Below are 12,278 nucleotides of genomic sequence, written 5' to 3'. Positions count from 1 at the left end.
AACCACTCTTGAATATTCAGGAGGTTTAAACGGAAAAGGATTTGTTTTTAACAATCCGAATGCATCCAGAACCTGCGGATGCGGTGAGAGTTTTTCTTTGTAAAAAAGACATTGGATGCAGATTTCAGATGTAGATAAAAAATCAGATCTGAAATCTGTCTTCTAAAATCTTAAAAAAAAATAATGAATAAATATACTGAAGACGATCTAAGAGTCGATCTGGAAAATAAAAAATACGAATTCGGATGGGAAACAAAAATCGATTACGAAGATTTTCCAACGGGTTTAAATGAAGACATCGTCCGTGCAATTTCTGCTAAAAAAGAAGAGCCTGAATGGATGACGGAATGGCGTCTGGAATCTTTCAGAATCTGGCAGAAAATGACGGAGCCGGACTGGGCAAACATTAAATATGAAAAGCCCGATTTTCAGGCAATTAAATATTATGCTGCACCAAAAGTAAAACCTGAACTGGAAAGTCTAGATGAAGTAGATCCTGAACTGCTGAAGACATTCGAAAAATTAGGAATCAACATCGAAGAACAGAAAAGACTTTCAGGTGTTGCGGTAGACATCGTAATGGATTCCGTTTCTGTAAAAACTACTTTTCAGGATACTTTGATGGAGAAAGGAATTATTTTCTGCTCCATTTCCGAAGCAATTAAAAACCATCCCGATTTAGTAAGAAAATATCTTGGAAAAGTAGTTCCGAGAGGAGATAATTTCTATGCAGCTCTTAATTCCGCAGTATTTTCTGACGGAAGTTTCTGCTATATTCCGAAAGGTGTAAGATGTCCGATGGAACTATCAACCTATTTCAGAATTAATCAGGCAGGAACAGGTCAGTTTGAAAGAACACTTGTCATTGCGGATGAAGGAAGTTATGTTTCTTACCTTGAAGGCTGTACAGCACCGTCAAGAGATGAAAACCAGCTTCACGCAGCGGTTGTTGAGCTGATCGCAATGGATGATGCTGAAATTAAATATTCAACAGTACAAAACTGGTATCCCGGAAATGAAGAAGGAAAAGGAGGGGTTTTCAATTTTGTAACGAAAAGAGGACTTTGCGAAAGAAATGCAAAAATCTCATGGACTCAGGTTGAAACCGGTTCTGCGGTAACATGGAAATATCCGTCTTGTATTTTGAAAGGAGATCATTCCATCGGTGAGTTCTACTCTATCGCCGTTACGAATAATCACCAATATGCAGATACAGGAACCAAGATGATCCACATCGGTAAGAATACCAAATCTACCATTATTTCCAAAGGTATTTCCGCAGGAAAATCCAATAATTCCTACAGAGGTCTGGTAAAAGTAATGCCTTCTGCAAAAGGAGCTAGAAATTTCTCTCAGTGCGATTCTTTACTGATGGGGAATGAATGCGGAGCTCATACTTTCCCTTATATTGAAATTAAAGATCCGACTGCACAACTGGAGCACGAAGCAACCACTTCAAAAATCGGGGAAGACCAGATTTTCTACTGTAACCAGAGAGGAATTGATACAGAAAGAGCTATTGCTTTGATCGTGAACGGTTTCAGCAAAGAAGTTTTAAATAAACTGCCAATGGAATTTGCCATTGAAGCCCAGAAATTGCTTGAGATTTCTTTGGAAGGTTCTGTGGGGTAATCTTATTTTATCGCAAAGCTAAACTAAGCTTTGTTAGTCGCTTCCTATTTATTCTCAAGATAAACAAAGGCGCTAACGCTTAGGAAAGTAATACAAAGTTTTTAAATTGAATTCCTACAATTAACTTGTGTATCTTTGCGGAAATTATACAAATGACAGAAAATGAAATTTCAAAAATTGTTTTTGAAAGTGGATTAAAAATTCACAGAAAATTAGGAATTGGCTTGTATGAAAGCATTTATGAAGAATGTTTATTTTATGAATTGAAAAAAGCCGGGATTAATGTGGAAAAGCAAAAATCTCTCAATATTCAATACGAAGAACTATTTTTAGAAAATGCTTTCAGAATGGATTTACTAGTTGAAAACAAAGTGGTTTTAGAGATAAAATCTGTTGAAAATTTAACCAATTTTCACGCTGCACAAGTAAAAAATTATGTAAGACTTGGAAATTATAAGTTAGGAATGCTTATCAATTTCAATTCTCAACTTTTTAAAAACGGAGTTATGAGAATTGCAAATGGTCTTGATTAATTTCAGATATAAATGTAATTAAAGAAATAGTATTTCATTGATAAGCGTTAGCGCCTTTGTTTATCTTATAAAAGCAAAGGGAGATTAAAAATCTTAGTCTAGCCTTGCGATAAATTTAAACGTATGTTAGAGATAAAAAACTTGCACGCCAAAATTGAAGACGGCGACAAAGAAATTTTAAAAGGAATTAATCTTGAAATAAAGCCGGGTGAAGTTCACGCTATTATGGGACCGAATGGAGCCGGAAAATCTACGCTTTCTTCTGTTATTGCAGGAAAAGAAGATTATGAAGTGACTGACGGAGAAATTATCTTCGGAGGTGAAAACATCATCGAAGATGCTCCTGAAGAAAGAGCACACAAAGGAATTTTTCTTTCTTTCCAATATCCGGTAGAAATTCCGGGAGTTTCGGTAACCAACTTCATCAAAGCAGCGATGAACGAAAACAGAAAAGCTAACGGATTGGGAGAAATGCCGGCAAAAGAAATGTTGGCAATGATTCGTGAGAAATCTGAAAAATTAGGTATTAAAAAAGATTTCCTTTCAAGATCTTTAAATGAAGGTTTTTCCGGAGGTGAAAAGAAAAGAAATGAAATTTTCCAGATGATGATGCTGGATCCGAAACTGGCTATTCTTGATGAAACCGATTCCGGATTGGACATTGATGCGTTAAGAATTGTTGCAGATGGTGTAAATGCTTTCAAAAATGAAGGAAACGCAGTTCTCCTGATTACCCACTATCAGAGATTGCTGAACTATATTCAGCCTGATTTTGTTCATGTTTTAGCGAACGGGAAAATCATCAAAACGGGTGATAAATCTCTTGCGTTAGAGCTTGAAGAAAAAGGGTACGACTGGCTTTTAAATTAATTAAAAGATTAAAAAATTCGGAGATTTATCTGATCTCTTAGTTTAACAATTTCAGCCAAACAAAAAAAGAAAAAATGGTGCAAACCACAGATATACCAGTAATGGCATTAAAAGAACAGATCATACAAAACCATAATGAATTTTTGGAGAGCCTTCGTCACAGATTTCTGGATGAAGATCGTAAAGCAGCTCTTCAGAGATTCGAAAAAGCTGGTTTTCCTACAAAAAAGGACGAAGAATACAAATATACCAACTTAAAGGAAATTACTGAGAAAGCTTATAACTTTTTCCCGAAAGAAAGTCACAACATCACCAAAGAACAGTTGGATCAGCTGCATTTAGGTGAAGAGAATTTCGACTGGATTACTTTCGTGAACGGTAAACTTCATAAAGAATTATCTAAAGTTTCCATTGAAAATGTTGAGTTTCTTTCATTCAATTATGCGCTGAATGATGAGAAACACAGAGATGTTTTCGAGAAATATTTCAATACGATTGCTGAAGATCAATCTGCTTTCACGAATTTAAATCAGGCATACTGCAAATACGGTTTCTTTTTAAAGGTTCCTAAGAACGTTGTGATTGAAAAACCGATTCACGTTTTTTACATTTCTCAGAATCAGGAAGAAAACACGTTCTACAATACGAGAAACCTTTTAATTGTAGAAGAAGGTGCCAAAGTGGAAATTATTGAGAGTCATCACAATTTTGACAGTACTTATGTTCTGACCAATTCTGTGACGGAAATTTTTACTTATCCGAATGCAAAAGCGGACTGGCATAAATTACAGAACGACAACGATACTTCTTATTTAATTGACAATACTTTCGCAAAACAGGAAAAAGATAGCTTAACAACGGTAAATACCTTCTCTTTCGGAGGTAAACTGGTAAGAAACAATCTGGATTTCATTCAGAACGGATCGAATATCAATTCATTCATGAACGGGATTACCATTATCGGGAAAGATCAGTTGGTAGATCATCACACAGCGGTTCATCATAATCAGCCGAACTGTGAAAGTTATCAGAATTATAAAGGTATTTTTGACGGAAAATCTCATGGGGTTTTCAACGGAAAGGTTTTCGTTGATAAAATTGCCCAGAAAACGAATGCTTATCAGCAAAATAACAATGTTTTATTAAGCGAAGGAGCAACAATTGATACCAAACCTCAGCTTGAAATTTTTGCAGATGATGTAAAATGTTCTCACGGCTGTACAGTAGGACAATTGAATGAAGATGCGTTATTTTATCTGAGAGCAAGAGGAATTTCTAAAAAAGAAGCTCAGGCGTTATTGTTATATGCTTTTGCGAACGATGCCATGCAGAACATTGACATCGAGCCATTAAAAGAAAAAATTTCAAAACTTCTTGCCGAGAAGCTTCAGGTTGATATAGAGTTTTAACAATATATAATTGATTAATAAGAAGGCTGTTTCATTTTTGGAACAGCTTTTAATTTTTTTTAGTCTTAAATGACAAAATACGGCAACTCTTCAGTTGCCGTTAAGATTATAAATCATCAATAGAGTTTATTTCTAAAAATTCCTCTAAAGTATTATTGTAAAAAATAGGCTCTAATTCGTCATGACGGAAAAGATAAATTTATCCATTTTTACTGCCATTTCCAGCGTAGATACAAATAAAATGACCTCCTTCTGTATTTGCAAAGGGCAAATATTCTTTTGGAATATTTTCCTCAGTAACTTGCATTGTATCGATCGTATTTTCTAGCAATAAGTGTCCATACTTTATACTATTTAACCTATAATAGTCTTCATCAATGTCAATCACTCCTCCATTATATTTCAAATAAAGTTTTTTTAAACTTTCAGGCATTGTGAAATTGAATTGACTTTCAATTTGCTGAATATCTTCCAGTGTAATACTACTTTTCGCTTCTGTAATTTTTGTTTTCATAAAAATGTTTTTACAAAAATACGGCAATTTTTGGTTGCCGTTAAATATCACATATTTCGATTAATAATCACAATCTTCTGTTAAACCATCCATAAATTCCTTAAAAGAGTTAGCCAAAAACTCTGGTTTTACATCTCCCATATCCATAGGGCAAAAATACACCTTCCCGTTTTTTAAATCTATACATACGGGATTACCTCCCCAATCATAAATAAAAGGTAAAAAACCTTCAAGTAATAATTCTTTAAAATCCTCGATGTTCTCTTCCAAAGTATAATTTCCATATTTTATCGGATTAAAATGAGCTATTCTCATACCCTTAAAACAATTTTTTGATTCTGGGCTTCCTCCGTTAAACTTTAACATATGATGTTTATAACTATCAGGTAAGTTATATCCCAATGTCGATTCAATAGAGATTAAATCTTGAATGTCTATTGGTGCTTCTGTTGAATTAAATTAGTCATAGTATAATTTCGTTTTAGGTTAAATATTTTTTTAAAGGTATTGGTTTTGGCACCTGTCTTGTAAGAAACAAAAATACGGCAACTTGTGGTTGCCGTTAAAATTTTTCACACATGATTTTTTTTAATTTAGATTAGATTTTAAAGAATCTAATTTATCATTAGTTATACCAAATTTTCTACATAAACTTTTATTGAATCTTGAATTAGAGCCTATAATATCTGGATTTTTTAAAAAAACTCATTATAAGGTTTAAATCTTTCTACTTCGATTTTTAAAGAAGTATAAAAAGTCTCATCAGTAATACCCAACAACATAAAAAACTCAAATAAAGTAAAATGCACAAGGGGATGATCTGTTGTTGAAATCACTTTTGAAACTAATTTTATAAAATCATTTTGTAAAATAAAAAAGTCCGAAAATTCAAATAAAATTTCATTTGCAACGATTCCTCCATAATTACCTAAAAGACAATTAAGAAAATCTTTAAGCTCTGATTCTTTTAGGGTATTCAAAGAACTTTTAAAATCTTTTTTTGATATTTTTGATTCAATATAATCTTGTATTAATTTTTTATTATTCATAATTATTATCTTATTTTTCTTACTTCTACTGTTTTACTTAATAATTTTTGTCGACTAAAAATGTTTGCATAGTTAACTAAATCAGATACTTCAGGTCTAAAATGCCCAGATTGGTTGTCTAAAAAATCTATTTTACCTTCTTTCAATTCTATTCTTCCTGCTGCTAAAACTTCATCACTATAATTAAAAATTAGATAGTGCCCTTTTCCTATTTTCATTTCTCCAGATTTAAGAACTACATAATCAAAAAATCCATTTGCTGGTTTATTACTGACTTTAAATGTATTATCTTCAATTTTAAAAGCTTGAAATAGCCCATCTTGTTTTTTTCCTAAATACTCTTCTGCTACTTTTAGTGGTTTCAGCGTCTTAAATTCCTCTATAACCCCTATCTGCCTGTCCAAATACTCATTAGCTGTTTTTCCTTGTTTTCTCGCTTTTGTATAAATATCTTCAAGAAGTTCATCAAAATCATCTTCGGGTATGTTATCAAAATAAGTAATCGTTTCCTCCGTATTCTTAATTGAACATACTTTTTCTCCATCCTTCAACTCTGTAGCAAATTTAAAACAAAAAAATACGGCAACTTGTGGTTGCCGTTAGGTAATTTTATCTACCAATTTTTTGTAAAAATTCTTGAAACTCCTTTAAAAATTTAATAAATTTTTCTGTAGGCCAAATAATATCCGCCTCTTTTTGAGATCTATTATGAAGATTAAATAGATGGGCTTCATCTTTATCTATGAGTATTAACAAAGCACCTCCTTCAACAGAATATCTAAAATCTTCATTTGTGATTGAATTAATTTCATCTAGCATATTCTGAACTTCTTCGGACGTCCAAATATAGGAATTAATTTCAAACAAGGCTTTTTCATTCCTTTCAAGTGATTCATATTCAATACCATAAATGCCCTCTTGTCCAAAAACTTTTGTTGAAAATTTATATTTCATATTATAAATATTTAATTGTTAATTAATTTTTGGGTAAGCACTAGTTAAATTTCCAAACTGGTCAAATTCAATTTGTATTTCAAAACTTTTAGTACTATCTAAAAAGAAAAATTTATTGTTTTCATAAGGAAAAGATTTCCCACTTCTCAACATCTCATCATATACTAAAGCTATTTCTTGTTTCACTCTTTTTATATCCCAGTTTTTTGGAAAAAAAGAAGAGGTATTTTTCTTTTTAACAACTCCAAGACTATATTTCATTTCAACATTTGCTTTAAAAGGGATGTCTGGAGGCAGATCATGAAAACTATTTATACCTGGTGGTTTTCTTATAACTCCTAACTGTATTTTAGTTCCAATAACATCATGATTATGAGCGCCAAAAAGTTCTAAGATATCCTCTCCTCTTTTTTGTACAAATAAGATTTCCCCATCAAAATGATGATGAAATTTGGCTTTAAACTTATTTGCATATTTTAAGTAAAGATTTTCTCGTCTCGTAATATCCAGATATTCATTAGCTGTTTTCCCTTGTTTTCTTGCTTTTGTATCAATATCTTCTAAAAGATCATCAAATTTGTCTTCCAGAATATCTTCATAATAAGTAATTGTTCCATCTTTATTCTTTAGGGTACATAATTTTTCTCCGTCCTTTGTTTTTGTATCAAAAATAATACAATTCCAAATATTTCCCATAATTTCTTTATTTTATTGGACACATACTAAATACACCATTCTCATACTTAGTAGGATGAAGACCTATCTTTTCCAAGTATTCCCGTACTTTCGGACTAAAGAACTCATCATAAATATCCTTCACAAAGTTTTTCACTTTCTCTCCAAGGCTGAAGATATCCTCCATCCAGCGAGCCAGTTCTTCAAACAAAGCTTTTGATCCTTCTTTCAGCTTTTTGATGATGAAACGGATAAAGTCTAACCCCATTACGATAGCATCTCCCGCAGTTTTTACTACTTTCCCGATGGATTCTACCAAATTTCGTAATGGGTTTTTCATAAATTCTGCCACTCCTTCAAAGAGTTTTACTACATCTGCCACACCACCTGTAAGAAGCGTTTCCACCACAATATCAATAATCAGCCCCACAATGTACCCAAAGTAGTAGAATACTTCTTCCATAGTGATTTCTACAGCATTTTTAGTAATCCATTGATAGAGTTTGTACGCCATTTTTGCCTGAAAAGTAAAGTATTGGAAAAAGAAATCTACCACATCAAATTTTCGGATTCCTTCTACCACACCTTCTACGATTTCCAGAAAATATTCCGCATAAAGCATCTTATTTTTAGAGATATCTTCAAATGTTGCTTTCGCCCGAAAGAAAAAACCAATAATCGAAAATATTCCCGCAACTACATCTACCAGACTGATATAAATTCCACATAAATAAGCATTTGCCGAAGTAAAGCTTCTGTCTGCAATCTTGGTATAGATTCTTTAAGGAGTTTTTTGAGAGCATCTACTTTATCGAAAAATGCAATCAGCTCTCCACTTACCAGATTATAAATAGACTTTGGAAGATAGGGTTTAGCCGCTGCCACTATTCTTAATATTGGCTTTTGTTTATCATCCAACAGATCAAAAAGTCCGTTAATGGTTTTACTAACTACCTTTTGTCCGTCATCATAATTCTTAGGCGGACTTGTGGAAGCTTTATGTTCATAAAAAGGCTTCTGTTCTACTAAAAAAACCACTTCCTAAAAAGTGGTTTCGTTTATTAAGATTTTCTACCGTAGCTATGTCGTCTTATGATTTTGTAGTTTTCATCTACATAATCTAAGATTTCCTGCCTTTCTTCGGGAGTTAAAGTAGCATTAAAATAAATTTTATCTCCTTTAAGCTCATACAATTCTGAAAGTTCGGAGCAATTTTCAAATAAAATCTTATATTTAGGTAATAAGACTTCAAACTCCGAAAGGTCAAGATAATCATTCTGATATTTTCCAAAAGGAAATCCTTTTTTTATTTTCTTATGCCAATGCATGAGCCTTCCTGTTAAATTAACTAAGTCCCCTCCCTCCAATTTTCTTTTCTACATCATGTAAAATATCTAATTTAATTATTTTTTTGCCATAAGAAGTTAGTTCTTTTAGCAATGCTTTTTGTTGTTGTATCCATTTTATAAAATTTTAATATTCATCGTAATTAGTGAAAATATTCTCCAGCATTTCCTCTATGGTTTCAAAATCTTTATCCATTCCTGTTGCTTCTTGCCAAGCATGTTCATGGAAAAATGCCCGCTTTTCAGAAGACCAATTACTCCCCATAATTTTCATAATTTCAGCTTCTGTTCTACTAAAAAAACCACTTCCTAAAAAGTGGTTTCATTTATTAAGATTTTCTTCCATAACTATGTCTTATGATTTTGTAGTTTTCATCTACATAATCTAAGATTTCCTGCTTTTCTTCGGGAGTTAAAGTAGCATTAAAATAAATTTTATCTCCATTAAGCTCATACAGTTCTGAAAGTTCGGGGCAATTTTCAAATAAAATCTTGTATTTTGGTAATAACACATTCGTGTCTGAAAGGTCGAGATAATCATTCTGATATTTTCCAAAAGGAAAACCTCTTTTTATTTTCTTATGCCAATGCATAAGTAAATCAGTAAGAGTAACAGAATCGTTTATACCTAATTTTTTATCAGCTTCTGCTAATATCTTATATTCAAATGGCTTTTTCCCATTTAACGTAAGCTCAATTAATAAATTTTTTATTATTGTTTTCATTTTATAAAATTTTAATATTCATCGTAATTAGTGAAAATATTCTCCAGCATTTCCTCTATGGTTTCAAAATCTTTATCCATTCCTGTTGCTTCTTGCCAAGCATGTTCATGGAAAAATGCCCGCTTTTCAGAAGACCAGTTATTACCCATAATCTTCATAATTTCAGCTTCTGTTTTACCACTCTTAAGCATTTCTATAATCTCGTTAGCTTCTTTAGCATGAGTCCCTTCATGGATTAATTCACTTAAAAAAACGTCAGGTTTTCGCGAAGCTCTGAAATACATATCTATACCATCTGCAAAAGCGTGGGTGTTCACAGCCTCTTCTAATGTGTCTCCATATTCTTCTATACAGAATTTAATGTATTCATCATCTTCTAAAATATGAATAAATACTTTTTCTTCTTCGATCAACTTTGCAATTTTGTTACCCTGCTCGGTAAAACCTTTTAGAGCATTGGCAATTTCGGTTGTAGTAAGAGCTTTTATAGATCTACCTTTAGCCTTCCATTTTTTCACAAAATCTTCATGCTGCTTTATTCGTTTGCCTTTTACGGGATCTCTGCGCTCTTTCAGCTTTTCCAGTTTCCTTGCTTTCTCTTCCCGCAACTCTTTTATTCTGCGCTGTTTATCTGTAAGGGCAAAATCTTCTACTTTTTTGCCTACCCCAAAAATCTCATCCATCCAAAGCTTCAGTTCTTCAAAGAGGGCTTTGCTGCCTTCTTTAAATTTTTTTACTATCATCCGCATAAACTCCAAAACGGCAGCCAGCAAGTCTTTGCCAAATTTAACGCTTTTTGCAATACCTTGTGCCAGCTTTTCCATGGGATTTCGCATAAATGCGGCAACCCCCTCAAATAATTTGGCTACTGCGGCAACTCCTCCTGTAAGCAAAGTTTCTACTACAATATCTATAATAATCCCTACGATATAGCCATAGTAATAGAATACTTGCTCCAAGGTAATATCGGGTGCTTTTTCGGTAATCCAACGGTAGAGATTGAGTGCGGTTTTTGCCTGAAAAGAAATCATCTCGAAGAAAAAATCTACTGCATCAAACTTCATAACCCCCTCAAAAACACCTTCCATATATTCTAAAAAGAAATCTGCCATTAGGGAAGGATCATCTTTAAATTCCTCTTGTATTGCTAAAAACCTAAAGATAAAACCAATAATCGAAAAAATACCTGCAATAATATCCACCAAGCTGTTGTAAATACCACAAAGCATGGCATTTGCTATCGTAAAGCTCTTATAGATGATAGATTGTAATCTAGGTATGGATTCCCGAAGCATTTTTTTGAGATCGGAGATTCCTCCTAAAAAATTTCTTGCTGTATCCAGAAACATCTTGTATATGGATGCAGGAAGATAAGGTTTCATACTTTTAAGAATGGTGGTCACTTTATCTTTATGGGAATCCAACATCTCAAAAAAACTATTGAAAACACTGTTTACTGTTTTTTCTCCTCCCAAAAAATTGAGGTTTGGATCGTCTGTCGCTTTGTGCTCATAATAAGGCTTCATGATCTGCCAAATTTTTTCAGGAATAAGCGCCGGCGAAAATTCCCCTTCTTTGGGATTCGGATTCCATCCGTTTTCGCTTACTTTTATGCTTTGTATGTTTTTGGCTATGGTATTTTCAAAAAAGTCGGCAGCCCCGTTATACAATTTAGAAGAAAAAAAGCTATACACATCACTAATAGGAGCTTTAATGATTTTCAGCAACCATGTCCAGAATGTTTTTTTATTGGCTATCGCCCCTTTTTCCAACAATTTTTTTAAATCGTCTGGTGAAACATTAATGCTATGTTCTCTTGTGAGGTTTAAAATATTTGCAAATGGTAACTTTTTAGAGTCTGTAATATCTTTTCCTGCTCTTATTCTCATTACTGTATGCAAGTTATACCCATCATCTATTTCTAAAAAAAGAATAATAGTTTTATCATCTGGTTCCGTCATCTCTCTATACCTTTGTAATAGAAATACTCCGTCTTTACTTGCAAAAAGTTTTATTTTAATATCTCCAAAAACGGCATCAAAACTTTTATATATTATTACTTCCTCTATTACTGTTTCTTTTATAGGATCGGTTTCGTCCGTGTAAACTTCATAATTTCCTGATTTGATAACAGGCTTTCCTCCAAAATAAGTATCCGCCATCTCCTGAGTGGAATACTGCTTAAAAGCAAAACCATTGTTTGGTTTAGAAATTCCTAATTTCTTCCATTTTGCTTTTGATATAGCATCAAATGAAGGTTTTTCATTGTCTATATATGTTCCCATTTTTTTCGTTTTTAGTCATTATACATTCTAATTCGTTGATGGGGAAAAGTTGCTTAGTTTTCATATTTTGGATAAATTTTTCCGTTTGGCTTTCATCCAAAACCAAAAGATCCAGATGATAACCCTCTTCAACCAAAACATGGGCATTTTTCAGTTTGCATTTCGCCTGTACCAAAACATCCCAGTCTTTTCCTTCCAATTCACTCCAGCGTTCCAAAGGAAGCCTTCCTCTGCTCCCGAAAAGTAGAATCTTTTCTACGGCAGTAATCTAGCTAATCTTGTCTTT

General features: G+C 33.0%; 18 protein-coding genes. 5 read left to right on the top strand and 13 right to left on the bottom strand.

Annotation, left to right across the window (positions count from 1 at the left end):
• The 5 genes from WFK35_RS14480 to sufD all read left to right on the top strand — a co-directional run.
• The coding region (locus WFK35_RS14480) for a HesB/IscA family protein (protein WP_442892055.1) at window positions 1-103 on the top strand (103 nt) is incomplete at its 5' end.
• Between the two features lie 80 nt (window positions 104-183).
• Window positions 184-1,632, top strand: a complete 1,449-nt coding sequence (sufB, locus tag WFK35_RS14475; protein WP_076393922.1) for a Fe-S cluster assembly protein SufB — start codon at window positions 184-186, stop codon at window positions 1,630-1,632.
• Between the two features lie 152 nt (window positions 1,633-1,784).
• Window positions 1,785-2,165 carry a GxxExxY protein gene (locus WFK35_RS14470; RefSeq protein ID WP_235132041.1) on the top strand — a complete coding sequence of 127 codons (381 nt, stop codon included), beginning with the start codon at window positions 1,785-1,787 and terminating at the stop codon, window positions 2,163-2,165.
• Between the two features lie 123 nt (window positions 2,166-2,288).
• Window positions 2,289-3,035, top strand: coding sequence for a Fe-S cluster assembly ATPase SufC (gene sufC / locus WFK35_RS14465; RefSeq protein WP_087711759.1), 747 nt, complete (start codon window positions 2,289-2,291; stop codon window positions 3,033-3,035).
• A 101-nt stretch (window positions 3,036-3,136) separates the two neighbouring features.
• Window positions 3,137-4,444, top strand: a complete 1,308-nt coding sequence (gene sufD / locus WFK35_RS14460) for a Fe-S cluster assembly protein SufD (protein ID WP_336733150.1) — start codon at window positions 3,137-3,139, stop codon at window positions 4,442-4,444.
• A gap of 199 nt (window positions 4,445-4,643) precedes the next feature.
• Here sufD and WFK35_RS14455 read toward each other — a convergent pair whose 3' ends face one another.
• The 13 genes from WFK35_RS14455 to WFK35_RS14395 form a co-directional block, all read right to left on the bottom strand.
• Entirely contained in the window at window positions 4,644-4,958 is a 315-nt protein-coding gene (locus WFK35_RS14455) for an SMI1/KNR4 family protein (RefSeq protein WP_336733148.1), read from the bottom strand.
• A 60-nt stretch (window positions 4,959-5,018) separates the two neighbouring features.
• Window positions 5,019-5,390, bottom strand: a complete 372-nt coding sequence (locus tag WFK35_RS14450) for an SMI1/KNR4 family protein (protein WP_336733149.1) — start codon at window positions 5,388-5,390, stop codon at window positions 5,019-5,021.
• A gap of 263 nt (window positions 5,391-5,653) precedes the next feature.
• Window positions 5,654-6,007 carry a hypothetical protein gene (locus tag WFK35_RS14445; RefSeq protein ID WP_336733147.1) on the bottom strand — a complete coding sequence of 118 codons (354 nt, stop codon included), beginning with the start codon at window positions 6,005-6,007 and terminating at the stop codon, window positions 5,654-5,656.
• A 5-nt stretch (window positions 6,008-6,012) separates the two neighbouring features.
• Window positions 6,013-6,558, bottom strand: a complete 546-nt coding sequence (locus WFK35_RS14440) for a hypothetical protein (RefSeq protein WP_336733146.1) — start codon at window positions 6,556-6,558, stop codon at window positions 6,013-6,015.
• Between the two features lie 58 nt (window positions 6,559-6,616).
• On the bottom strand, window positions 6,617-6,961 hold the full coding sequence (locus WFK35_RS14435) for a hypothetical protein (RefSeq protein WP_336733145.1): 345 nt from the start codon (window positions 6,959-6,961) through the stop codon (window positions 6,617-6,619).
• A gap of 18 nt (window positions 6,962-6,979) precedes the next feature.
• Window positions 6,980-7,657, bottom strand: coding sequence for a hypothetical protein (locus tag WFK35_RS14430; RefSeq protein WP_336733144.1), 678 nt, complete (start codon window positions 7,655-7,657; stop codon window positions 6,980-6,982).
• Between the two features lie 7 nt (window positions 7,658-7,664).
• Window positions 7,665-8,258, bottom strand: coding sequence for a hypothetical protein (locus tag WFK35_RS14425; protein WP_336733142.1), 594 nt, complete (start codon window positions 8,256-8,258; stop codon window positions 7,665-7,667).
• An 80-nt stretch (window positions 8,259-8,338) separates the two neighbouring features.
• Entirely contained in the window at window positions 8,339-8,674 is a 336-nt protein-coding gene (locus WFK35_RS14420; protein ID WP_336733141.1) for a hypothetical protein, read from the bottom strand.
• A gap of 23 nt (window positions 8,675-8,697) precedes the next feature.
• Complete coding sequence (locus tag WFK35_RS14415) at window positions 8,698-8,964, bottom strand: hypothetical protein (RefSeq protein WP_336733139.1); 267 nt, start codon at window positions 8,962-8,964, stop codon at window positions 8,698-8,700.
• A gap of 145 nt (window positions 8,965-9,109) precedes the next feature.
• Window positions 9,110-9,256 carry a hypothetical protein gene (locus tag WFK35_RS14410; RefSeq protein ID WP_336733137.1) on the bottom strand — a complete coding sequence of 49 codons (147 nt, stop codon included), beginning with the start codon at window positions 9,254-9,256 and terminating at the stop codon, window positions 9,110-9,112.
• 55 nt (window positions 9,257-9,311) lie between these two features.
• Window positions 9,312-9,707 (bottom strand): hypothetical protein, encoded by a 396-nt coding sequence (locus tag WFK35_RS14405; RefSeq protein WP_336733136.1) that lies wholly within the window; start codon window positions 9,705-9,707, stop codon window positions 9,312-9,314.
• Between the two features lie 11 nt (window positions 9,708-9,718).
• Window positions 9,719-11,869: a hypothetical protein gene (locus WFK35_RS14400; protein WP_336733135.1), complete on the bottom strand. Its 2,151-nt coding sequence runs from the start codon at window positions 11,867-11,869 to the stop codon at window positions 9,719-9,721.
• A gap of 100 nt (window positions 11,870-11,969) precedes the next feature.
• On the bottom strand, window positions 11,970-12,209 hold the full coding sequence (locus WFK35_RS14395; protein WP_336733134.1) for a hypothetical protein: 240 nt from the start codon (window positions 12,207-12,209) through the stop codon (window positions 11,970-11,972).
• Between the last annotated feature and the right edge of the window lie 69 nt (window positions 12,210-12,278).

This window comes from Chryseobacterium sp. VD8 (genome assembly GCF_037149975.1).
Lineage (GTDB): Bacteria > Bacteroidota > Bacteroidia > Flavobacteriales > Weeksellaceae > Chryseobacterium > Chryseobacterium indicum.
Note: the sequence above shows the minus strand (reverse complement) of the source record. Positions and strands in the feature narration are given on the sequence as shown.